The 23,886-nt window shown below is 33.0% G+C and carries 28 protein-coding genes; 19 read left to right on the top strand and 9 right to left on the bottom strand.

Features of this window, described 5'->3' with window-relative positions; genetic code table 11:
• Window positions 1–97: 97 nt before the first annotated feature.
• The 14 genes from H599_RS0108050 to H599_RS0107970 all read left to right on the top strand — a co-directional run bounded on the left by H599_RS0108050 (window position 98) and on the right by H599_RS0107970 (window position 9,495).
• A complete protein-coding gene (locus H599_RS0108050; RefSeq protein WP_026713662.1) occupies window positions 98–406 on the top strand; it encodes a hypothetical protein in 309 nt (102 codons plus the stop codon).
• Window positions 407–409: 3 nt separating this feature from the next.
• Window positions 410–712, top strand: a complete 303-nt coding sequence (locus H599_RS0108045) for a hypothetical protein (protein WP_026713661.1) — start codon at window positions 410–412, stop codon at window positions 710–712.
• 8 nt (window positions 713–720) lie between these two features.
• Window positions 721–936, top strand: coding sequence for a hypothetical protein (locus H599_RS0108040; protein ID WP_026713660.1), 216 nt, complete (start codon window positions 721–723; stop codon window positions 934–936).
• A 148-nt stretch (window positions 937–1,084) separates the two neighbouring features.
• Window positions 1,085–2,281 carry a hypothetical protein gene (locus H599_RS0108035; protein WP_026713659.1) on the top strand — a complete coding sequence of 399 codons (1,197 nt, stop codon included), beginning with the start codon at window positions 1,085–1,087 and terminating at the stop codon, window positions 2,279–2,281.
• 285 nt (window positions 2,282–2,566) lie between these two features.
• The gene (locus H599_RS0108025; protein ID WP_026713658.1) at window positions 2,567–3,319 is read left to right on the top strand and encodes a hypothetical protein; all 753 of its coding nucleotides are present in this window, start codon (window positions 2,567–2,569) and stop codon (window positions 3,317–3,319) included.
• The gene (locus H599_RS0108020; RefSeq protein ID WP_026713657.1) at window positions 3,319–3,777 is read left to right on the top strand and encodes a hypothetical protein; all 459 of its coding nucleotides are present in this window, start codon (window positions 3,319–3,321) and stop codon (window positions 3,775–3,777) included. The genes H599_RS0108025 and H599_RS0108020 overlap by 1 nt, the downstream gene beginning before the upstream one ends.
• A 116-nt stretch (window positions 3,778–3,893) precedes the next feature.
• Window positions 3,894–4,349: a hypothetical protein gene (locus tag H599_RS0108015; protein WP_026713656.1), complete on the top strand. Its 456-nt coding sequence runs from the start codon at window positions 3,894–3,896 to the stop codon at window positions 4,347–4,349.
• Window positions 4,350–4,453: 104 nt separating this feature from the next.
• Entirely contained in the window at window positions 4,454–4,624 is a 171-nt protein-coding gene (locus H599_RS20770; protein WP_155960761.1) for a hypothetical protein, read from the top strand.
• A complete protein-coding gene (locus H599_RS19370) occupies window positions 4,617–5,162 on the top strand; it encodes a hypothetical protein (RefSeq protein WP_051590677.1) in 546 nt (181 codons plus the stop codon). The genes H599_RS20770 and H599_RS19370 overlap by 8 nt, the downstream gene beginning before the upstream one ends.
• 160 nt (window positions 5,163–5,322) lie before the next feature.
• Complete coding sequence (locus tag H599_RS0107995; RefSeq protein WP_026713655.1) at window positions 5,323–5,835, top strand: hypothetical protein; 513 nt, start codon at window positions 5,323–5,325, stop codon at window positions 5,833–5,835.
• 2 nt (window positions 5,836–5,837) lie between these two features.
• Entirely contained in the window at window positions 5,838–6,572 is a 735-nt protein-coding gene (locus H599_RS0107990; protein WP_026713654.1) for a hypothetical protein, read from the top strand.
• An 11-nt stretch (window positions 6,573–6,583) separates the two neighbouring features.
• Window positions 6,584–6,811 (top strand): hypothetical protein, encoded by a 228-nt coding sequence (locus tag H599_RS0107985; RefSeq protein ID WP_026713653.1) that lies wholly within the window; start codon window positions 6,584–6,586, stop codon window positions 6,809–6,811.
• A gap of 199 nt (window positions 6,812–7,010) precedes the next feature.
• Window positions 7,011–7,448 carry a hypothetical protein gene (locus H599_RS0107980; protein ID WP_026713652.1) on the top strand — a complete coding sequence of 146 codons (438 nt, stop codon included), beginning with the start codon at window positions 7,011–7,013 and terminating at the stop codon, window positions 7,446–7,448.
• Window positions 7,449–7,716: 268 nt separating this feature from the next.
• Entirely contained in the window at window positions 7,717–9,495 is a 1,779-nt protein-coding gene (locus H599_RS0107970) for an SLC13 family permease (RefSeq protein WP_026713651.1), read from the top strand.
• Between the two features lie 83 nt (window positions 9,496–9,578).
• Here H599_RS0107970 and fucP read toward each other — a convergent pair whose 3' ends face one another.
• The 4 genes from fucP to H599_RS0107950 form a co-directional block, all read right to left on the bottom strand.
• A complete protein-coding gene (gene fucP / locus H599_RS0107965) occupies window positions 9,579–10,991 on the bottom strand; it encodes an L-fucose:H+ symporter permease (RefSeq protein WP_245600502.1) in 1,413 nt (470 codons plus the stop codon).
• Between the two features lie 16 nt (window positions 10,992–11,007).
• On the bottom strand, window positions 11,008–11,940 hold the full coding sequence (locus tag H599_RS0107960; protein ID WP_026713649.1) for a carbohydrate kinase family protein: 933 nt from the start codon (window positions 11,938–11,940) through the stop codon (window positions 11,008–11,010).
• A gap of 6 nt (window positions 11,941–11,946) precedes the next feature.
• A complete protein-coding gene (locus tag H599_RS19365) occupies window positions 11,947–12,825 on the bottom strand; it encodes a sugar phosphate isomerase/epimerase family protein (protein WP_035141333.1) in 879 nt (292 codons plus the stop codon).
• Between the two features lie 75 nt (window positions 12,826–12,900).
• Window positions 12,901–14,319, bottom strand: a complete 1,419-nt coding sequence (locus tag H599_RS0107950; RefSeq protein WP_081810532.1) for a carbohydrate porin — start codon at window positions 14,317–14,319, stop codon at window positions 12,901–12,903.
• A gap of 303 nt (window positions 14,320–14,622) precedes the next feature.
• On the opposite strand from H599_RS0107950, the gene H599_RS0107945 reads away from it, so the two are divergent.
• Window positions 14,623–15,378, top strand: a complete 756-nt coding sequence (locus H599_RS0107945) for an NUDIX hydrolase (protein ID WP_035141332.1) — start codon at window positions 14,623–14,625, stop codon at window positions 15,376–15,378.
• A 312-nt stretch (window positions 15,379–15,690) separates the two neighbouring features.
• Here H599_RS0107945 and H599_RS0107935 read toward each other — a convergent pair whose 3' ends face one another.
• The 4 genes from H599_RS0107935 to H599_RS0107920 all read right to left on the bottom strand — a co-directional run bounded on the left by H599_RS0107935 (window position 15,691) and on the right by H599_RS0107920 (window position 20,568).
• Window positions 15,691–16,971, bottom strand: a complete 1,281-nt coding sequence (locus H599_RS0107935; RefSeq protein WP_026713646.1) for an NAD(P)/FAD-dependent oxidoreductase — start codon at window positions 16,969–16,971, stop codon at window positions 15,691–15,693.
• Between the two features lie 59 nt (window positions 16,972–17,030).
• Complete coding sequence (locus H599_RS0107930) at window positions 17,031–18,371, bottom strand: DEAD/DEAH box helicase (protein WP_026713645.1); 1,341 nt, start codon at window positions 18,369–18,371, stop codon at window positions 17,031–17,033.
• 22 nt (window positions 18,372–18,393) lie between these two features.
• Window positions 18,394–19,944 (bottom strand): DEAD/DEAH box helicase, encoded by a 1,551-nt coding sequence (locus tag H599_RS0107925; protein WP_026713644.1) that lies wholly within the window; start codon window positions 19,942–19,944, stop codon window positions 18,394–18,396.
• 105 nt (window positions 19,945–20,049) lie between these two features.
• The gene (locus H599_RS0107920) at window positions 20,050–20,568 is read right to left on the bottom strand and encodes a DUF6155 family protein (RefSeq protein ID WP_026713643.1); all 519 of its coding nucleotides are present in this window, start codon (window positions 20,566–20,568) and stop codon (window positions 20,050–20,052) included.
• A 97-nt stretch (window positions 20,569–20,665) separates the two neighbouring features.
• Here H599_RS0107920 and H599_RS0107915 point away from each other — a divergent pair, with 97 nt between their 5' ends.
• A complete protein-coding gene (locus tag H599_RS0107915; RefSeq protein ID WP_026713642.1) occupies window positions 20,666–20,941 on the top strand; it encodes a DUF3817 domain-containing protein in 276 nt (91 codons plus the stop codon).
• A gap of 54 nt (window positions 20,942–20,995) precedes the next feature.
• Here H599_RS0107915 and H599_RS0107910 read toward each other — a convergent pair whose 3' ends face one another.
• A complete protein-coding gene (locus H599_RS0107910; RefSeq protein WP_026713641.1) occupies window positions 20,996–21,379 on the bottom strand; it encodes an acyl-CoA thioesterase in 384 nt (127 codons plus the stop codon).
• A 76-nt stretch (window positions 21,380–21,455) separates the two neighbouring features.
• On the opposite strand from H599_RS0107910, the gene H599_RS0107905 reads away from it, so the two are divergent.
• The 3 genes from H599_RS0107905 (at window position 21,456) to H599_RS0107890 (ending at window position 23,873) form a co-directional block, all read left to right on the top strand.
• Window positions 21,456–21,860: a hypothetical protein gene (locus H599_RS0107905; protein WP_026713640.1), complete on the top strand. Its 405-nt coding sequence runs from the start codon at window positions 21,456–21,458 to the stop codon at window positions 21,858–21,860.
• 305 nt (window positions 21,861–22,165) lie between these two features.
• Window positions 22,166–22,879 (top strand): alpha/beta hydrolase-fold protein, encoded by a 714-nt coding sequence (locus H599_RS0107895; protein ID WP_026713639.1) that lies wholly within the window; start codon window positions 22,166–22,168, stop codon window positions 22,877–22,879.
• A gap of 46 nt (window positions 22,880–22,925) precedes the next feature.
• Window positions 22,926–23,873, top strand: coding sequence for an ATP-grasp domain-containing protein (locus H599_RS0107890; RefSeq protein WP_026713638.1), 948 nt, complete (start codon window positions 22,926–22,928; stop codon window positions 23,871–23,873).
• The last annotated feature ends 13 nt before the right edge of the window (window positions 23,874–23,886 follow it).

Here is a 23,886-nt window from a genome sequence, read left to right as displayed (position 1 = left end):
CATAGAAGCATTTCAAGAATTTACTAAATTTTCTATTTTACATAATATAAATTATAGTTCACTTTTGTAGTCAGATATTAACTATAAAGTTTAAAAGATGGCTCTAAACCGTTCAACCCTTGAAAATTATGTGTTATTAATGGATTACGTGTTAAAAATGCGTAATACAGATTTCAAAACTAAGACTTTTTTAAAGAAAATCCGTCCATTTTGTGCAACAACTTATTTAAGTGACAAAATATTTTTTTGTCGTGTTCGTGGCTCTAAAACTGGAATTTGTGTAAAACGTGATAATAATTCATTTACAGTAACTCAAACTGGCAATGTACACGAATTTATTTTTTATACAGATTCTACAAAATTATTTCTTCAAAAATTATTAAAACATAACCTTTTAATTCCTTAAATCATGGCTACTATTAAAGAATTGCATCAAAAAAGAGAATCCTTATTAATTCAATATGCATCATTAAAATATGATTTTGATGAGTTTATTAAAAATCCAGTTGAAACGGTTTCAATCGACCAAATTAAACATCAGTTAGATTTTACTTTTGGGGAAATTGAAAGAAACGATAATAAAATTAAACAGTTGGTTGTGGCTGAAATGGAACTGTTAAAAGCTTCCTTAAAAAATATGGAAATGCTTGTAAGGCTTCAAAATGATAAAGCTTTGGAACTTCCTAAATATCATTATTCAATGTTTAAATAAAAAAAAATATGTTTCAAAAAGTAAAATTTCAATTAGTTAAGGCTTTTCAGTTAAAAGAAGGTCAAGAATTTAAATTTAGTGACGGTTCAAAGTGGTATAGATGCATTGGTCGTAATGATAAATATGTCATTTATTCAATGATAAAATTCAATAATGATGGCGAATATTTAGGTAAAGAACAGTACACAATATCACTTTATAAAATGGTTTATGCGGTTTTATGATTCTCATTTGCTCCCAAAAACAGGAAATAACTTTGGGGCGGCTCCAACGCCAAGCCCGAAAAAGTTATTCTTGTTTTTGTGGTACGAATTAAAATAAATCGTTCCCGTTGGGTATAACGGGAACTTACTCACCCAACTTAATAAAAATATGATAACCTACAGGCAAAAACATCAATTAAAAATACAATCTAAGAAAACTCAAAAAGATAAAGTTTTGGTAAACATGGATTACTTAATAATGAATTTGGAAGGCACTCCTTTTGGTGAATTTGAAGCTAAAAGCGATTTTAAAAGTCATTCTTATGAATACGGAAGTAGAACCTTTAAAAATCGTGCGGATATTATTTATAAGGATATAAAATTAGGTACGCTTTTATCCTGTCCTCATTCCTCAGTAATAAGCGAAGATTTAGCACAATTTCAGTTAGAAAATAATCTATTTTATACAATTCCGGAAAATCAATTAAAAGAAATATTATTACAGTTCTGTGATGAAACAAACTACAAATTTAAAAGCGTTAATCGCTTGGATGTCTGTTTGGATAAGAATGATAGTAAAGCTACCTATCGAAAATTATACAGTGATGTCGTTGGCGGTGCTTATCTTATATCAGGTCGTACAAAAGCAATTAATTCTTATTATGAAACTTATAAGGGAAAAAGCGTTTTAAATGGTTTCCAAATTGGAAAAAGAACTAGTGAAAAACTTATAAGATGTTATAATAAAACGCTGTCTTTACAATTAACCGAAAAGCCGTATATAAATGACTGGTATCAACAAAACGGATTAAAAAATGATGAAGTTTGGCGGTTTGAATATCAGTTAAACAGTCGTTTTTTTAGGGATTTAAAGGAATTTTCTAAAGCTGATGAAGCAACAACGGAGTTAATGACGTGGGGAATTTTCAAAAAGGAAAATCTTATTGAATTAGTAAAAATTGCAAATAAAGGTTTTTTTGAAATTCGGGAAAATACAGGATTAAGCCAAATTAATAAAGAAAAAATTGCTTTAGAATTATTTGATTTTGAACAGCTTCAAAAAAATATAACGTCCTACCCTCCTATTATTAAGCGTGTTAAGCGCGCTATTTTGTCAAGTACAACCATTAAAAAACGGCTTGTTAAGTCTTTGTTTCGTGAATACTATTCAAATAATCAGGATATAAGCTATATAGTAGCTATGAATTTGGTTTTAGAAGAAATCGACCTTACAACAAATAAGCCGTTAATAAATTGGTTTAATTCGAAATTACATTTTTATCTACATGAATTTCGATTAAAAGAAAAGATTGTACAGGTCTTTGATTTTGATTTATTCAACGAACACAAACTTTTATTTTTATAAGCCATGAAAGACGATGTTACAAGCCAAAAAGTTACAAAAAAACAGTTAATGACAATTTTATGTGTGTCTTATCCAACTGCTTTAAAAGAGTATAGAACCATTTTAGACTGTCTTAATTTGAAAAGGAAATTTCTTACAATTCAGGATTTAGTTATTTATGGAATACTATAAAAAAATGTAAAAAAATGTAAAAAAATATAAAGAAATGTAAAAAAATGTAAACCCCTTTTTTCAATCTTCATAAACCTTTGTACAACAAAATTGTTTAACAAATAAAATAATAAAATGAAAATTGCAAGTATTACAGGGGTTACAAACTCCCAAGAATTAACAGTTACAAAGTCGATTAGCGCTTTAGTTTTAGCTATTGATGGATTGTCGCTTTCAGCTTTAACAACTGAGAAAATCAGCGTTTACATCGAGCGTGCAAATGGTTCTAATATCATTCTAGCAAACAAAATTTTGCTTAAGGATTTTATTTTGGCTAGTACATTCGGTTCGGCTGCTACTCAATCAGATGCCACTTACGAAACTATTGCTTTGTGTGAATTGGCAGAGGATGGCGGAATCCAGTTAGGAGAAAAAGAAAGCATTAAAATTCAATTGGATGATTTAATTGCTGCTGCGGTTACTTATGATTTATTTGGTATTGAGGAGCCAAAAACATCACATCGTCTTTATCAATTTGAATTGAAAACAATAGCTTCAGAGGAATTTTCTAAAAAAATTGATGTTGCGGGATTCGATTTGGCTGTTATGACTGTTTCACCAACTGTTAGCGATATACACTATCGTTATGTGATTGGTGGTGAAAAACAGGTTGTGAAGTATTTACCGTTTGAATTACAAACTATTTCAAGAGATTTAGACCCTATTCAGGCTCTAAATGGAACAGCTATTTTACAAGGTTTAACCGATAGAGTTACTTTGCCATTGGTAGAGCCTGACAATCATCTTTATGTTGACCAAATTGAAGTGAATAAGGCACAAGGTGAAGTAGTTAATTTTGTAGTTCGTTCATTAAAAGAAATTTACTAATGGGATTCTTCAAGAAATTAGGCTCTAAACTTAAGAGGGTCATTTCTCTTAAGAATGTAACCCGTGCGGTTACGGGGCAATTTGGTGCAATTGGTAAGGATGTTATTAGGGTAGCAACTACAAATTCACCTGCGGAAAATCGAGCTTTAAAAGCTGCTGCGGAAGCAAAAGGACAAGTTTATGTACCACCACCAGTTAAAACTGTTGAAATTCCTGCGCCAATTGAAAGTATTTTAAATGCTCAGGGTTCAAAGTTTGCTGATAGTACGGCTAAAGCTTTATCACAAAATGAAACTGTTCAAAATGCCACTTCATTTTTAACTAAGGTAGGTGTTCAAACTTTTTGGGAAAATAACAAAAAGTGGCTTTACTGGGTTATCGGTTTAATCTTCGCTTTGATTATGTTTCTTACATTCCGTTGGGCGTTCCGTTCTGCAAAAGGTGGAAAACGAAGATAAAAGAAGAAGAAAATACAATCGTATTTATTTAGTGATTTTTTTAATAGATACGATTGTAATTCTTTTAAAAAAGTTAAGTGAGTTAATTATTAATATTCAACAAATAATGCATTAAAATGGCAAATTATAATATGCAAAAGCCAACACATTGGCAAGGCAATACACAGCATTCCTTTGCACCGTTCAAAAATGATTATTACGCTCGTAAAAATGGTTCGGGTTCAGGTCAAAGAAAAAAGGATTTTGTTAAACATTCAGGCGCAAAGCATACTACTTACACGCCTGAAAAGGGAAACAACAAAGGTCAAAAACAGTACTTAACTACTGGTTGGAGACTAAACGGACGTGAATTGATTTCAATACGTGCCGTTACTACTCAAAAATCAAAAGAATCTGAAAAGGGTTGGTTTGGTTCTGTTGCTGTAACTTTCACGAATACCAAAACAGGAGAGCATAATTTTTACTGGGGTATGATGGAAAAAAGAACAGGCAAAGTAGTTGTTCAGGAAATGAGTTTTGTAATGAATCCAAAAGCCAAAAACGGCGGTTATTCAGGAACTTTTATACAGTAATTCATGTTACGTTTTTTATTGAAATTCTTACCCCTTATTATACATGAGGGGTTCGAATACCTAAAGGAAAAAAGAAAAGAAAAAAACTCAAAAACTAATTGATTATGAAAAACTTAAAAGGAATTATTTCAATCATAGGAGTAATTATAAAATACGCTGCTGTTTTTACTGCTGTTATTAAAGGTTTGCAACTTGTTGCCGATGAATTAGACAAAATTGATTTAGGCAATGAAGAAACACCGGTTAAAAAACGAATAGAGGTAAAAGATGAGTAGTTTTTTAGGTCGTTCCGATTTGGCTAGAGGTGTTCGGAACAACAACCCAGGGAATTTAATATATACCTCAATCGCTTGGCAAGGAAAATTAGCTTTATCGCAAAATACGGATAAGAAATTTGAGCAGTTTAAAGAAATGAAATTCGGTATTCGTGCTTTAATCTTGGATATTTTCAACGATATAAAAAAAGGAAAAAACACGGTTCGAAAATTAATTACTGAGTTTGCACCGCCAAAAGAAAATAATACAGAAGCTTATATTAATGCTGTTGCAAAAGGTGCGGGAATTTCTTCCGATGCTGTTTTTAAAGTAGTTGATTTCGATTTGATTTATTCAATAGTAAAAGCAATTATAAAGCATGAAAACGGTGCGGATTCTGCAAAAGTATTAGATTCTGACATTTTAGATGCTTTTGATTTAGTTGATATAAAAGAACTTAACGGGGTTGTTGTTAACCTTAAAAAAGGTCGAAAATTCAACATTATTTTAGTGCCTGTATTGCTTTTTTTTTATACTGTTTTGTCGCTTACAGTCTAAAGAAATCGAACAAAAGAAAGTAAATTATTAATTCAAATTATATTAAAAAATGGAAAAGTTAAAAGAGTTTTACACGAACAACAAAATGATTGTTTTAGTGGTTGGTGGATTGGCTGCGGTTGGTTTACTTTGGAAAATCTTCAAAAAAAAATAGTTAAATATGGCTATCGATAGAAATTCAAAAAAACCGTCTGATAATGGCGGTTTTTTGGCTACTGTTGAGCGTTATTGGTTGGTTTTGTTAGGTTTGGTTATTGGTTATCCTATCATAATGCGTTATTTTCAGGATGCAGGAACAAAGGACTTAATTAATAAACAGGAAGAACAGGAAAAAGTTTTGGCTTCTGCTGTACAAAATCCTGTAACACAATTACAGGAACTTAATAAGATAACCACTAATACTTATTATCATAATATTGCTAGGGATATTGCAGTAGCATTTGGAACAGATGTTTTAAATAAAGAAGCTAGTATATGGACTTGGTTGTCAAATCCTAGTTCATGGACTGAAAACGATGAAAAAGCTTATTTAGCTTTGTTACCTATTGTTAATTCAGGTCAACAAAAAGTTATAGTACAGTTGTATTATGTTTTAACAAGACGAGATTTAAACTACGATGTTAAAAAGTATTTAGACAAAAAATATTTAGATAAATTACCATTATTCAAATAATTATGAATACAGAAGAAAAAAACAATTATGTACAGTACGTTAATCGTCACGGTATTGTTAAAGCGAAAAATGTAATTTTTGAGGATGACGGAACGACAACCCGTTTTACTGTTGATGGTATAGATGAGGAATTTTTCATTTTTGCAATCTATCAAAATAACATTCAAAGATTTTGCGTGGGTATTGACAATCTTGAGAATACGGATATGTTAGGATTTATTAATGCTAATATGGTTGATTTGTCCAGCATTCCGCCCTATGCTTTTTTACAATCTCAAACAGTAGTACAATTCAGTTATAATAATGAATATGTACAAAATTATAAGTTTGGTGCTGCATTAGATTCGGGTCCTTCTGATTTGCCTTTGGCTGCTGATACTGATGATTTGAAATATTTGAAGTCATTAATGAAAACGCTTTATCCTGCAAATGTTTTTACTTTTATCCCTCATAATGTTATGTTTTTAAATGGTATTCCTTATGGAAACGATCAGCCTAATTGTTTGGGGGTAAATAGTAATACTTGTTATTTTATGAGATTTTCGGTTAATGGAAATTTAACTTTAGATAATGAATTGTCGGTTTTTAAAACTCGTGATGGTTCTTATCCCTCTTTGTATTTTTCTAATGATGAACCTGAATTTCCTGTTTTATTTTCGGGTTGGTCGCTTTCGGGTGCTACTATGATTTTTGCAAAAGGTTATAAAGTTGTTTCTGATTTGCCTTTGTGGGTTTAATGGGTTAAATTATGGCTAATAATACCCCTACTCCTTATCGTGTTGTTATCTTTCATAAGGATAAGCAAAATTATCATCCTATAGAATTACAGTTTGTGAAATCAATTTTTTATACACACAATTATTGTAAAAAAATAGGATATGATTATCATTATATGAATATTTACAACAGAAAAACAGGCAAATATTTAGGACGTCAATATTTTGACAAATACGTAATAGATAAACCCCCTTATTAATTGGGGGTTTGTTTATTTTAAAAGAACAGGTTTATTATTAATTCTCTCTAGGAAAAACACAATATAAATTTTAAATAAAGCCAAAGTTTGAAAATGTAGTTAATTATTAATTCTCTCTAGGAAAAAGACAAAGTAATTTCTTAATTTGGCACAATGTTTGGAAAATCTTATTAAACAATAACCTACTAAATTTTATATTATGAAAAAAATTACACTATTACTGTTGTTTGTTACTTCTTTTGGTTTTTCTCAGGAAAAAGTTAAAGCTTATATTCAAAAAACCGAAGTTATAAGCTTTGAACAATATGATTTGATTAAAAAAGTAAATGAGTATTATCCTGATATTTTAGTTTCGAAAGAAGTTAAAACTAATTTGGTTTCAGATTTGACCGAGCAAAAATATTTAGATACTGATTTGGTTTATACTTTACCGACTGATTGTAAAGTTTATTCTGTAAAGATGGTTTCAACGTATTTGTTGAATTATGATTATATTTTAAAAGATGATACATATATTTCGGGGTCTGTTCGTCTTTTTAATGGAAATTATATAAGGACGTTGTTTAAATCAAAAGGAAATACAAGGATTGTACAGTATTTTATTAATGGTAAATTAATAAATGAAGTAAAAAGCTAAAAATAAACCCCTGAAATATGGGGTTTTTTTATATCCTACAAAAAAATATTAAAATTGTTAACAACTTCTTGGACGTTTTATTTGTTTTTTTATAAATTATAGTTCAAACTTCAATAGGTTGAAAATCCTGTTTTTTTGTTGCTTTTTCTCTTTTTTTGATTCTTTCATCCATATATGTTTCATAAACTTTATTGTATCGCAACAAATATCAAAGAAATTTCTACTTTATTTTCTTATTTTTATAAGTAGAAATTTTAAAAAAAATATTGTGAGCTTAGAAATAATAATTGTTTTAGTTATCATGGTATTGACGCTGTATTTATTCGTAACTGAAAAATTTGGTATCGATACAGTGTCTGTTATTGTTATGATTCTATTAATGGTTAGCGGTATTTTGACTCCTCAGGAAGGTTTTGCGGGGTTTACTAATCCGGCAACAATCACCGTAACAGCAATGTTTGCCATAAGTGCAGCTGTTTATAAATCAGGTGCATTAAGCAGAGTTGTTATTTTACTTAATCTCATTGGTAGAAAAAGTTATTTGCTAACTATGGTGAGTCTTATGCTTATTTCAGGAACACTTTCTGCTTTTATGAATGATACAGCTGTTGTGGCTATTTTACTTCCGGTAACGCTTGATGTAGCCAAAAAAACCGGAATTAATCCGTCAAAATTATTAATGCCCTTGTCTTTCGGGGCTTTGCTTGGTGGAATTTGTACGCTCATTGGAACTTCTACTAATATTTTGGTAAGTGGTATTGCTCAAAATGAAGGTCTTAAGCCTATTGCTATGTTTGAAATGGCACCGGCCGGATTGTGTTTTTTAGCTGTAGGAATCGCTTATATGACTTTTTTCGGCAGTTGGCTACTTCCTAATCGAAAAGAAGAAAATTCTCTCGCCAAAGAATACGGAATCAGTCAGTATGTAACTGAAATTATTTTATTACCCGAAGCAAAATCTGTTGGTGGTACAATAAAAAAATCGCCATTAGTCAAGCTTATAGATATTAATATTATTCAGGTAATTCGAAACGAAAAAGCATTAGTTCCTTTTCCGGGACTTGTTTTACAGGCTTATGATGTGCTTAAAATAAGTTGTGATATTGAAAAACTTAAAAGCTTATTGGACTATGAAGGCATTAAATTGAAAGCGGATAAAAAAATTGAAGATGAAGATTTGCTCAAAGATGATCTTATTTTAGTAGAAGCTCTTATTCCGAGTGGTTCTAAGATGGAAAATCTAACGGTAAAAGAATACAATTTTCGTCAACGTTTTGAAGAAGCCAATGTTCTGGCAATTAGGCATCGTGATGAAATCCTTTATGATAGTTTTAGTAAAGTTGAATTAAAAGCCGGAGATGTTTTGCTTATTACGGCATTTAAAGAAGAGATGATAGAATTGAAAAAAAGTGATGATTTAGTAATTATTTCGGAAACAGATCATCGTCCTTTTGATTTAAAAAAAATGCTCTACATTGTTTCAATTGTTGCTGCTGTTGTTGCTTCGGCAGCGCTTCATATTGCTCCTATTGTACTCACGGCCACTGTAGGAGTTGCTGTTTTAATTGCGCTGAAATTTTTAAAAACCGAAGAAGCTTATCAGTCCATTAACTGGAAAGTTGTATTTATGTTGGCCGGAATTTTGTCACTAGGAACCGCTTTGGAAAAAACAGGCACGGCAACATTATTGGCATCAGGATTAGTAAAAACGCTCGGAACATTTGGTCCTCAGGTGCTTTTGTCAGTTTTTTTCGGTTTGACCTTTCTTTCTACCAATTTTATGTCTAATAATGCAACAGCAGCAATACTTACTCCCATAGCTATCAAAACCGCACTTGAATTAGGAATTGATTCGCGCCCTTTTATAATGGCAGTCGCTTTTGCTGCTTCACTGAGCTTTATGACCCCAATGGGTTATCAGACTAACACGATGATTTATACTCCTGGTAACTACCGATTCAAAGATTATTTAGTTGTAGGAACTCCGTTAAATATTATTTTATGGATTTTGGCAACCTTAATTATTCCTTACTTCTTCCCTTTTTAGCTGATTTTTAATTTTTTCGAAAAATAAAGAAACCGATACAAACTGATGTTTATACCGGTTTTATGATTGAAAAAAAATATTTTTTATTTCGCGGTTTTATAAGTTGTTTTTCCGTACCAGGCTACTACAGCTAAGCAAATTAGTGGTAAAATAAACGAAAAATTTACTTCAGGGATAAATCCGAAAAGTTTAATATCCGAGAATCCCGAACCACCCCAGTCTAAAATACTTCCTTGCAAAACAGGCATTAAAGCTCCTCCTACGATGGCCATAACCAAACCGGCGGAACCAATTTTAGCTTCGTCACCCATGTCTTTTAAGGCAATTCCGTAAATCGTTGGGAACATAATCGACATAAAAACAGAGATACAAATCAGAGAAATTAATCCCGGCATTCCTTGTAATACAATAGCTCCCGCTGCACAAATGACACCTCCGATTCCAAATACCATCAATATTTTAGAAGGATTTGTGTTTTTCATAATAGCTGTTCCAATCCATCTTCCTAACAAAAACAATAGCATTGCCGCAATATTATAATAGGTTGCCGTGAGTTCTAAACCAAAAGTTTTGTTGATGTTATCGACATATTGAAAAATAAATGTCCAGCACATAATTTGTGCTCCCACATAAAAAGCCTGGGCAACAACACCGTATTTGTAATTTTTATTGATAAATAATTTTTTAAAAGATTCACTAATAGACATCTTGTCTTCGTGTGGTGTTTTAGGCATTTTGGTGAAACAAATAACAATTAAAATTGCCAAAACAAAAAGTCCTAATCCGATGTAAGGAATACTGATAACTCCTAAGTCATTTTCTCTGATAGCGGCTAATTCGGTTGATGTTAAAGCTTTGAAAGCTTCAGGGGAATAATCATCGGACTTAATTTCTTTGATTACTAAAAACTGCGCCATCACTAATCCTGTAATCGCACCAACGGGATTAAATGCCTGTGCAAAATTTAATCGTTGTGTGGCTGTTTTTTTATGACCTAAAAAAAGGATCAACGGATTGGATGTCGTTTCTAAAAACGCCAATCCGCAGGTGATAATCCATAACGAAAAAAGGAAAAATGTATAACTTTGATAATGCGCCGCCGGATAAAATAAAAAAGCGCCAGTGGCATACAAAAGAAGTCCTAAAATAATTCCGGATTTGTAACTGTATTTTCTAATGAACAAAGCTGCCGGCAAAGCCATAAAAAAATAGCCAAAATAAAAAGCAAACTGAACTAAAGAAGCCTGCATATTCGACAATTCGGGCATTACTTTTTTAAAGGTCGAAACCATTGGCGTGGTTAAATCATTGGCTATTCCCCAAAGCGCAAATAAGGTCGTGATGATAACAAATTGTAAAGCGTATTCTTTGCTCACCACCGCTATTTTTTTTACGGTAGAATGTTTCTTTTCGGTGGTATCCAGCGGGCTAATCCCAATTAATTCCTGAACGTGATTCTCATCAGCGATGACGGTTGTTTTTTCAAGTGGCATCATGTTGTTGGTTTTTAGGTTATTGGTTAAAATGTTTTTCAGAATTTCTTTTTTGTTGTTCAAAACCATCTAAAAAATCTTTGATTTCCGCAGTTGAAATCACTGGATTTGCTCCTTCGTGCTGTGCTACAATTGCTCCGATTGCACTGGCAAAATTGATGGCATCCTGCGGATTATTTCCGCTAAGCAATTGCGTGATTAAGGACGCTAAAAAGGAATCTCCCGAACCTACGGTATCAACCACATTTACTTTGAATCCGGAATTGCGGTAGAATTTTTTGTTGTAATACAAAATAGCACCATGAGCTCCCAAGGTCACACAAACGGTATCAGTATTGGTTTTTTCGGCAATAAAAATGATATTTTGCTCTAATGATTTAATTTCAGAACCCAAACCTTCGCAGATTTCGTAAAGTTCCTCATCATTAAATTTGATAAAATCAGCAGCATACAACAAATCCAGAATGTTTTTCTTGGTATAATGTGGCACACGCAGATTGATATCGAAAATTTTGTATTTGGCCACAGCCAATAATTCGGCTAAAGTATTTTTGGAAACAGCATCTCTGCAGGACAAACTTCCGTAAACTAAAAAATCGGCATTCTCAACAATAGTGGTATTTATCGAAGAGTTTTCGATTTTATCCCAGGCTGACGGATAATGAATATCGTATGAAGCGTTGCCTTTTTCATTCAAAATTACATTTACAATTCCCGTTGGATAATTCTTTTTTACGGCAACTCCATCAGTATTAATCCCTAAATTGTTTAGATAAGTTGCTAATTTTTCACCATTAGCATCGTCACCTACTGCGCTAATCATTGCCACTTCTCCACCAAGGGCTTTTAGTCGGGTGGCAACATTAAGCGGAGCTCCGCCAATTTTTTTATGCTCCAGAAATACATCAAAAAGGATTTCTCCAAAACAAACTGCTTTCAATTTTGTCTCCATAGTTTCTTATTTTGTGTGTGATAAAGTATTGTGTAAATTGTTTTTATAATGTTTACTAACCATTTCTTTCATAAATTTCAGACTTCCTTTGGCTAAATCTTCCGAAGTATATTTAGAAGGTCTCCATAGAGATGTTGGTCCGATTAATTCACTAATTTGAGAGGAAAAATTCTCTAAAACCAACGATCCCTGATAATTAATTTCGGCTAAAGCTTTGAAAAAATCATCCCAATGCACGTTTCCTTCTCCGATCATTCCTCTGTCGGATTCGGTAATATGAATGTGTTTTAAATTTTTACCGGCACGAATCACCGGATTGTAAAAATTATTCTCCTCGATATTCATGTGAAAAGTATCCAGATGTAATCCTAAATTTGGATTTCCAATTCTTTCAATAGTATCTAAAACTTCAACTGCCGAAGTATAAACGTAGCTTTCATAGCGGTTTATAGGTTCAATAGCTATTGTGATATTTTGTTTAGAAGCATAATTGGTTATTTCGCTTAATACCTGCTCAATAATTATTTTTTCATCTTTTGTACAAGGATTTCCTGTAAATGTTCCAATTGCCGAATGCAGTACACCTCCTAAAAAATCACCATCCATTTCGGCAACTTTATCAATTGCTTTTTTGATGGTTTCGGTCGCTTTTTCCGGGTAAAAAGGAATGTGGCAATCTTTAGGTAAATTAAAACCACAACGTCCCTGAATTCCCTGTTCGTCCAATTGCTTTTTAACATTTTTGGCATCAAAATCTAAAGAGTGCGGTAAATTGATTTCGAGCATATCAAAACCATATTCGGCGGTTTTTTTGATAGCAAAAGCTCCTCCTTCTGCAGTCCAGAAAGGTATAAATGATAAAATTGAAGTTCCAAAATCAGGCATATTGTATGTTTCTTTTAATTAAAAAATGGATTTAAGTTTTGTTGTTTATTTTTTACGTAATGAATTGTTTACGTTTTAAAAAAGCCACCATTCGGTTTTTACACCAATGTAAGATCCCCAGCGCTTTTGATTAATTTGTAAAAAAGGAGAATAATTATGGTCGCGGGCATAATCATTGTATCGGGCAACAGTAGCCACTAAGCGAATGTGAGGACGACTCCAGGGATCTCTGTTCCCTAATGGCGCGATGGTAGGTACTAATGAAAATTTCCACATACTGGCTTCGGGATTATCACCGTCTTTTCTAACGGCATAATGCACTTCCTGAATTAAATGGAACCAATTGGTCACATAAAAAAAGTTACGAAGGCCCATTACAAAATCCGTTTTTTGATTATAAAGTTGGTTTCCATTAAAATATTCGTCGGTATTGCTGCTTGCCGAGCCACCTTTACTTTTGGTAAAAACACCGTAACCATTGATGCTGAATTTGTTGGATAAATTCAACAAAAAATGTTCTACCGCTGTAAACGAATACGCATTAGTGTATTTTCCGTTTTCATCCGGTGCGCCATAAGTAGCCCAGGTAAAAGTGTTTCCATTGTCTCCACCATTTGCAATCCCGGTACCGAAACGGGCAGAAATTTGGTTAAACGAACCCGGTTTAACTGTTTTAAAAGGGTTGCTGTATTTGATTCCGGCCACCCAACCTTTATCAGAAGGAAAATTTTTAGAGGCTTCACTGGAATTTTTAGACACATAATGAAATTCTCCTAAAAGTTTAATTACGGCTTTATTTTGCAAATGAATACTTTGTTCTCCAATCCAAACCATACGTTGGCGAATAGCCGGGTTTGTTGCTCCTGCTACTGTAATTTGGTAATTATAAGGATAAACATTGGTGGAATCGGCAGATGCAGGCATTAACATCGTCAACTCGGTGTTTTTATATTTTACTCCAAATCCTTGTGATGAATGGTCGTCAAAATAAAAATAATCGCTAATATGAATGTCGTCATAACGGCGAAAACGGGAGCCCGCCCAGGCCGACCATTTGCTTCCCAGAATATTAGTTGCTTCTATATAAGCTTCCGGAAGAATAAAAGTCAGTCCGTTATTAGAGCGACTGCTAACATTGCCAACAAATTGTCCGTTAGCCGAATACATCCCTAATCGCACCTGAAAGGTAACATTAGTACTGTCACTACCAATTTTTTTAGGTGTAAAATGAATCGCCGGCAATAAATCGATATAATCGGTTTGTTCCATACGACCTCCTAAAGACCCCTGTCCCGAAAGATTTAAAGGTTTCCACATATTCCCTTCTCCGTTTGGCGAAAGTCCTACTCCTATTCGACCTGTAGTTCCGAGTGAAAAATTAGAATTAGTAATCACCACTTGTGCATTCATTTTCACCATCATACTACATACAACCATCATCCAAAAAATGTTTTTAACCACATAAGGATAACCTAATTCACTAATTTTTTCCATGCTTATTTTCCGGTTTTAGAATGAAAATTTATTAAACGTCATTTTGACTATTGTTTTTCAAATGTATAATTTTATTTTAATATAAAACAAAAAAATAGCCTATTTTTTTAATATTTTGTAATATTATAAAACATATATTACAGATATACTATGTTTAATTATTAAATAAAAAGAAATTCTAAGTTAATTATTATAGCGTTTATAAAACGTTTATTAATAAAAATAAAGAAGTATATGAAAGCTGTTATTAAAAATTTATCGTTAAATTTGTACAATTACTAAACTGTTTTATATCTGATACGAATGAGTACCACTTTAAATATCCAGGCCGAAATAATCCCTAATATCTCTGTTGACTGTGTTATTTTTGGATTTGACAAGAACAGCAAATCCTTAAATGTTTTACTTATTGAACGATTTTTAAAACTAGAAGATTCAGAAGTTCCTGCGGTGAATGATTATGTTTTGAGAGGATTTCACACTTTTGAAAATGAAACTATTGACGATACGGCTAATCGGGTTTTGAAAGAATTGACCGGTTTAGAGCATTTATATAAAAAACAATTCAAGGTTTTTGGCGACCCCAACCGATTAAAGAATGAAAAAGATATTATTTGGGCCGAAAACGAGCATTTCAACCGAAGAACCATAACAATCGCTTATTATGTATTGTTACCTACAGATGCTTTTCAGTTGGAAAACAATCCTTATAAACCCAAATGGTTTCCGGTGAATCAATTGCCGGAACTGGGTTTTGATCATCAAAAAATCATCAATGAAGCTTATGCTGATTTGAAAGAAAAAGTATTACACAAACCGATTGTTTTTGAATTGTTGGCGGATAAATTTACCATCAAAGAATTGCAGGATACTTTTGAAGCTATCTTGGGCGTGGAAATTGACAACAGAAATTTCAGAAGAAAATTAATTACCAAAAAATACATCATTGCGCTGGATGAAAAACAAACTGGTGTTTCTAAAAAACCATCTCAATTGTATATGTTTAGTAAAGATGTGTATCAAAAAATATACAAAGAAAGTTATTTGATTAATATTTAAGTTTTTTAGCCACAGATTTAAGGATTTTTACAAATTTTCTGCTCTGATTTTACAGATGAACAATCAATCATTAGCAAACAGCTTGTGATAACAAACACACTTAAAAAAATCTTTCTAATTCTGATTGTACTTTTCTTTATGACCATTTAGTTTGATTTTGAAAGCGTAAAAAAGGAACTCGTTTTTACTGTTTGCTTTTATTTTTTCTCCAAATATAACAACTTTGTTCAAAGTAATCCATTTCTTATTGCAAAAAACTAAACATAAAAAAACCGATACATTTTGCATCGGTTTTGATATTCTAGCAGAAAATTATTTTACAATATCTTCTGTTTTTATCTTTTTATCCGGACGGATAATCATTCGCAGAGAATTGTCTTTGGCGAAATAAGCAATCATCCAGTTGTAGAATGTTTTTACTTTATTTCGATATGTAATCAACGAAATAAGGTGAATAAATAACCAAATCATCCAGGCAAATGTACCTTTGAAATGCATTTTTGGTTTTGGCAAATCAACCACCGCTTTTGCTTTTCCAATGATAGCCATCGATCCTTTATCAATATATTTAAAAGGAACCAAAGCTTTTTGTTGCATAGCATTTTTAAAGTTTTTAGCCAAATTGACTCCTTGTTGAATAGCAACCTGAGCTACTTGCGGATGTCCGCCCGGGAAAGCTTCATCGTTAAACTGAATACAGGTGTCGCCAATAGCAAAAATGTTAGCCGTTCCTTCAATTTTATTAAAGGCATCCGTTTTTAAACGTTTTCCACGTCCGTAAGAATCAGCAGGAAGCCCTTTAAATTCGCGCGCTGTAACTCCGGCTGCCCAAATTAAGTTTTTAGTCTGAATGGTTTCTCCATTGGCAAAATGAACCATATCATCTACATAATCCACCACGTTATTATTCAATTTTACTACCACACCTAAATCGGTAATAGCTTTATAAGTATCTTCCTGGGACTGCTTGCTCATTGGTGTTAACAATGCCGGAGCACCATCCACCAGATAAATATTACTGGCGGTAGTCTCCAGTTCAGGATATTCTTTTAAAAGGATATTTTTACGCATTTCGGCAAACATTCCCGAAATTTCTACTCCTGTAGGTCCTCCACCGGCAACTACAATCGTTAATAATTTTCGACGTTTACGAATATCTTTGGTAATCGCTGCTTTTTCCAGATTTTTCAAAAGCGTATTACGCATTACGATGGCATCGTTCAGGGTTTTCATCGGAATCGCATTTTTTCGTACGTTTTCCATTCCGAAATAACTCGTCTCTGCTCCTGTTGCAAAAACCAATTGATCGTATTTTAATTCGCCATTACTAAGAATTACTTTATTTTCGGCAGGAACCACTTCGATTAATTCGCCTAAACGAAACTGAAGATTCTTTTTTCCTGCGAAAAATTTTCTAAATGGATAACTGATACTTGATGGCTCTAAATAGGCAGTTGCTACCTGATAAATAAGTGGTGGAAAAAAATTGTAGTTATTTTTATCAACCAAAGTAACATGTACTCCATCCTGATTCAATAGTTCTTTTGCCAGATTCATTCCTGCAAAACCGCCTCCGATAATTACGATTTCCATGATTTTTACAATTTTAAATAACATCTTTTGTTAGTTGTCAAAAGATGTTTTGTTTGTTTTTAGTTCTTTCGTTTTTGTTTTTTTTCTGGTTTTTCTGTTGGCTGGTTTTTGTTATTCAACAAATGGTGTGCTAGTATTTTTTCAATCAGTTCATCTTTGGTTAAATGATGAAAGACCGTTTTAATTTTTGTTTTTAACTCGGCATCAAGCTCATGATTGGGCTTGGTTTTAAAAATTTGTTTTGCCCAAAGCAAGGTGTTGTTATCCTCAATACTTACCGTTGACGGTTTTGCAAAAGCTCTAAACTGAATTCCTAATTCCTGTTCAAAATCGGTAATTTCTATTTCTTCTTCCGGCTGAATAACAGTTAATGCTAATCCTCTGGCTCCTGCCCTTGCCGTTCTACCGCTACGGTGAACATAAGTTTCATAGGTATCCGGTAAATGATAATGAATCACATAAGCAATGTCTTTGACGTCGATTCCTCTGGCAGCCAAATCGGTTGCGACTAATATTTTGATATGTCCTTCACGAAATTGTTCCATAATTCGGTCACGAATTCCCTGTGTCAAACTTCCGTGTAAAGCGCCTGATGAGAAACGATTAATGGCTAAATTTTTAGCCAGTTTGTTCACTGCTGCTTTGGTTTTGCAGAAAATAATTCCGCATTCGCCTTCTCTGGAATTCAAAAAATGCATTAAAACTTCCAGTTTTTCAATCGGATCTACTACAATGTACTGATGATCAATTCCCGGATTAGTCAGGGTTTCTGTTTCTGCACTAATTTGTAATACATTTTTATGCAAATAATTTTGAATCAGCTGCTTGATGGTACCGGGCATTGTTGCCGAAAATAAATACGTACGGTGTTTTTTAGGCAGTTCGGCGATAATTTCGTCTAAACTTTCTTTTAAAACACTTACCATTTCGTCGGCTTCATCCAGTACTAAAAATTGGGTTTCTTTTAAACTTAAGGCTTTTCGTTGCAATAAGTCAATTAAACGCCCCGGAGTCGCTACTAAAATATGTGTAGGCTGACTCAATCTTTCGATTTGTGGTTTAATTGGAATTCCGCCACAAGTAGCAGCTATTGAAATTTCCGGTGTTTTTTGGGCAAAAGCCTCTAAATTTTTAAAAACCTGATGTCCTAATTCTCTGGTTGGAACTAAAATTACAGCCTGAATTACCGGTTTAGAACTATCAATGAGTTGCAAAATAGGTAATCCAAAAGCAGCTGTTTTTCCTGTTCCCGTTTTAGCCAATCCCACCAAATCATTTTCATTTGCTAAAAGCAAAGGAATCGCCTGTTCCTGAATAGCTGTAGGCGTCACAATATTCAAATCGTTTAAAGATTGAAGTAAAGCGGCTGAAATTCCTAAATCTGAGAATCTTTTGGACATTAGTTTGTTTTGTTTTTAATGATTAATCTTCGTCTTCATCAGGTTCGTTCATGATCTTTTCACGATACTTTTTCCCGATTAACAAAGTCAATTTTTGTTTGTAATCATCCACCAGCCATTCACGGTAGTTTTTACTACACTGACTTAAACATTTGGCATAACGCTTAATTCGGCATTCAATATCATCGTCTAATTCTTTAGACAATAATTTGGCTTCCTGCAAAGTTTCGGTGTTATAGACGCACATGATTGCATGTTGATCCAGAGATTTATCCAAAACCACTTTAGAACGTAAATTTTGTTTGATAGCTAATTTATGTTCTTCATCTACATCAAAAGTTACGTCTTCGGTATTAGGAAACTTAGCTCTCAATTCAGGTGGCATGCTGTATTTAAAATACATCTCGATTTCGGCATCGTCACGTAAATTTTCCAAATAAAATTCAGGTGATTTAAAAATGTGTTGCCAATTCACCGGCTCGCTCCACAAACCAAAACGAGCAGCATTATTTCCTAAGTCGATAACGGTAAATTCGTCTTTATGAGGTAATTTTCGCGAACCACGCCCAATCATTTGGAAATACAAAGTCAAAGATTTTGTAGCACGATTTAAAATAATCGTTTCTACCGTTGGTTCGTCAAAACCGGTTGTTAAGATTCCAACCGAAGTCAAAATGGCATCTTTAGTATGCTTAAACCAATGTAAAATTTCCTTTCTTTCTTCGTTACTGCTGGTGTTATCCAAGTGACGAATTTCATAACCCGCTTCTCTGAAAGTATCATACACATACAACGAAGTGTTGATCCCATTATTAAAAATTAAGGTTTTCTTTCCTAAAGATCTTTCGGTATAAGCATGCAGTAATTTTTCCTGCATTAGGGTGTTTGTATATAAATCATCCGAAGATTTAACGGTATAATCTCCATTGATTCCCACTTTTAATGAAGTCAAACCTACGTCATAGCTGTAAGTAGTGGCGCGAGCCAAAAAGCCTTTGTCTATTAATGAACCAATGGTGTCACCAACGATTAATTCGTCATAACTTTGATTCATTGGTAATTTTATATTAGAACTCAACGGAGTTGCCGTTACTCCTAATATAAAAGCATTCGCAAAAGAATTTAATAATTTCCTAAACGAATTATAGTGCGCTTCATCAATAATAACTAAACCAATATTGTCTAATATCAGTTTTTCGTCATTAATACGGTTTTTTAAAGTTTCGACCATTGCCACGAAGCAGGAAAATTCGTCCTGATCCGGTAAATCTTTAACTTTAGAATTGATGATTTTATTTTTAACCCCAAAACCTTTCAACATTTTAGAAGTTTGTTTACACAACTCAATTCGGTGAGTTAGTACCACAACTTTTTTATTGTGTTTGGACAGGTAACGGCGAACTATTTCTGAGAATATTACGGTTTTTCCACCTCCGGTAGGCAGTTGGTATAATAAATGGTGTTTTTCAGGTCCGTTATCAATACGCTCAAAAATTGCGTCGATATCCCCCTGCTGGTAAGCATAAAGTTCTTTTTTTTCTTCCTTTTCTATTTCTATCGTACTTTCGAACATTTGTTTTTGTTGAATTTTTGCAAAAATACGGTTAAAAAACAGTTATCTTGTTATATTTAATTTAAATTATTAACTCAATTTGAAATAATTTGATTTACAAGGCTCTCAATCGTTAATTTGCGCTATAATCTGCAAAAATTCTTTCTTATTTTTCCATTTTTGCTCGATTGTTTCCTGAAATATTGCATTCAAACGGCTTCTAAATTCACTCAAAATGCCATTTTTTATTAAAAATTGTACCGCTTGATCAAAAGAATTGAGCATACTTTTATAAAAAGCTTCCTGTTTAATGGAGTTTTCCGCCGAAAAAGTCTGCGCAATTTCAATATTGTAGAGCATTATATCAGCAATAACAAAAGGATCTACGCCAAGAGTTGTAAAATGTTTGATGAACTTTTGAGCCACCGAACGGCGCATTTTAGCTTTTTTAGTTTTTCCCATCGGAAAATATTCGTTGGAAATTTTGAGCTTGGCTTCCTGCAAACGTTTTTCTTCTTTTGGATTAAAAACAAAGTCGTAATATTCTTTTACAACCGCAAATTTTTCATAAAGTTCCATCAGTTGTTCCTGAAGTTGGTCTTTGTCTAATTCGCCTAAATACTTTTTTAAATCCCTTTTGCTCATTATAAAAATTTTATGATTGCAAATGTAAATTACTTTAGTGGTTAATAGCCATAAAACAAATGTTATTACTTACTTTTGACTATAAAATAAATCACTTATGCTTAAAACTTTTAAAATAACAGCCATCCTTGAAGGGATATCTTATTTAGTACTTTTTACCAATATGCTTTTTATAAAGCCTAATAATTTTGAACTTTACCATAGTTTATTGTTTCCAATTGGGATGTCACACGGAGTATTGTTTATTGGTTATATTATTTTGGCTTTTTTATTAAAAACACCACAAAATTGGAATGTAAAAGATTTTGGGATTATTTTAATTGCTTCGCTCCTTCCTTTTGGAACATTTTATGTAGAAAAGAAATATTGTTAATTGAATAGATTTTGCAACAGATTAATTGTCTGCCATTTTAATCTGTTGCAATTATTATAATCTGTTTTTAACAAATTCTATTTCTGTTTTTCCATGTGCTTTAGGTTTGCCGTCAGGTCCTAAATTAACCATTACTGCTTTGTCAATTGTAATAATGGTTTCTCTTGTCATCATATTTCGTACTTCACATTCTAAGGTAATTGAAGTAGTTCCAAAATGAACCACATCAATTCCTGTTTCAACAATATCACCTTCTTTTGCAGAACTGGTAAAATTTATTTCAGAGAAATATTTAGTTACAACTTTTGAATTCTCAAATTGAATGATTGAATACAAAGCTAACTCTTCGTCTATCAATGACAATAGTTTTCCTCCAAATAGGGTTCTATTTGGATTCAGGTCTTCAGGTTTAACCCACTTTCTGGTATGAAATCTCATAACTTTGTTAATTACTTACATTAAAAGAATACGTTCTTGTTGAATATTTTTTTTAAATTTAAGAAAAAGATAAGTCATGAGCCAAAGAGATCGTTTTTTAAGAGAGTTTAGAGGTGAAGCAATAGGAAGTGTTAGTAACCAATCTTCAGCAGATGAAATTTTTCAAAATGAAGTCCTACGACCCATTTTAAAACTTCAAAATGATTTATTTATCGCTTCTTTTCATAATTACATCAGTAAATACAAACGTGATTTTTATTTCCTGAGTGTCGAAAAAAAATTAGCCACTATCGAAAATGCAATTCAAAAAGACATCAAATTCCGAAATGCATTAAAAGGGATGATTATTGCTTTTTTTACCGTTGAAGAATATATGAAGTATATCAAAAACTCATCGAGTTTGAACAAAAGAATGATGAACATGCTTATTGAAAGATTAAAGAATCAAGTTCAGCTATTTGAAAAAAGTATGGTCGAATAACTTTCAAAAGCAAAACCAAACAAAGTTTCTAAACTTTTTAAAACTGTTTTAACCTCCCCTTTTCTAACCATCCGTTTCAGAACTACGCTGTTGTGGACTACTATTTACAAAAATATACAGATGCCTTTTTGGGGTATTTACAGAATGTTAAATAATTGGTTTCAAAAAGTATTTTTTGAGGCTCAAAAATGAATTATCTGCAACAACTTTAAGGCAAGTATTATGTTTTTGTTAAAAGTAAAATACTACATTCTATTTATGAATTTAGTATCGTTTATTTTCTTATAATTGTTAAAAGCAAAGTTATGAAAGAAAACTATTTGAAGTGGTATTCTCCTCATTTGGGCAGAGATACCGAGATGCTCGTTTTTGGACATGCGGGTTATCCGGTGGTTTTATTTCCTACTTCTATGGGGAGTTTTTACGAAAACAAAGACTGCGGATTAATCGAATCGGCAGGCTGGTATTTAGAACAGGGACTGATTCAAATTTATTGTCCGGACAGTATTGATAAGGATAGTTTTTATAACAAAAATATTCATCCGATACACCGTATTGAAAATCACAATTGGTATGACAAAATGATTTGTCATGAAGTAGTTGAAAAAATCCGATTCAATACTCCAACAGCAAAGGTGGTGATGGCGGGTTGCAGTTTTGGTGGTTATCATGCGACTAATTTTGCTTTCAGGCATCCGGGTTATGTGAGTCATTTGTTTAGTATGAGCGGTATTTTTTCTATCAAAAATTATCTGGATGGTTTTTATAATGATACTGTTTTTTATCATAGTCCGGATGATTATTTACACGGACTCAATGATTATGAATTATGGAATATGGACATCGCTTTGGGAACTTCCAATTGGGATATTTGTCTGGACGCCAATTTAAAAATGAGTAAAATTTTAGCAACAAAAAACATGGAACACTGGCTGGATATTAAACAAAATCAATCACACGACTGGCCTTTGTGGAAAGAAATGTTTCCGCATTATTTGTCCCGAATTAAATTTAGCTAAACAAATTAACCAACAACTTCGATTATAAAGTATTAAAGAAAAAAACATGAAAAAGATTGGAATTCTTTTTGGAATGGAAGATACCTTTCCACAGGCATTTATTGACAGAGTGAATTCAAAAAGCGTTGATGGAATTATTGCTGAGGCGGTTTCTATAGATAAAGTAATTCAAAATAAAGGCGGCGAATATGCCGTAATTATCGACCGGATTTCGCAGGATGTACCTTTTTATCGCGCCTTTCTTAAAAATGCCGCTTTAACGGGAACTAACGTGATTAATAATCCTTTTTGGTGGAGTGCTGATGATAAATTTTTTAATAATGCTCTGGCAGATACTCTTGGCGTTCCGTTGCCTAACACTGTAATTCTTCCTTCTGCGGAACATCCTACGGATACGAATGCGAATTCATTTCGAAATTTAAAATATCCGTTAGACTGGGAAGGAATTTTCGATTACATAAAATTTCCGGCTTATATGAAACCCTATGCCGGTGGTGGCTGGAAGAATGTATATCGACTGGAAAACAAGGATGAATTTTGGCAAAAACACAAAGAAACCGGACAATTAGTAATGCTGCTTCAGGAAGAAATTGTTTTTACCGAATATTTCCGTGTCTATTGCCTGGGATGTAAGGCGGTTAAAATTATGCAATACGAACCCCGTAACGAACCGCATTTGCGTTATGTTCACAACGGTCCTCCGGTAAACAAAAAGCTTTTGGCAACTATTAAAGATTACACTATTCGACTTTGTAAAGGCCTGGGTTATGATTTTAATACAGTCGAATTTGCAGTTCGTGACGGAATTCCTTATGCCATCGATTTTGGAAATCCCGCTCCCGATGCTGATGTTAATTCTGTTGGAGAAGAAAATTTCGAATGGGTAGTTGAAGAAGCTGCTAAAATGGCAATCGCAGCGGCCAAAAAACAAAAACCGGGAAAAATTAACCTGACCTGGGGAACTTTTATGCAGGAGGCTGTTGCAGCCAAATAAGGAACTTGAGAAA

The sequence above is a fragment of the Flavobacterium daejeonense DSM 17708 genome, assembly GCF_000425425.1.
Classification (GTDB): Bacteria; Bacteroidota; Bacteroidia; order Flavobacteriales; family Flavobacteriaceae; genus Flavobacterium; species Flavobacterium daejeonense.
This window is presented reverse-complemented; position numbering and strand designations above follow the sequence as displayed.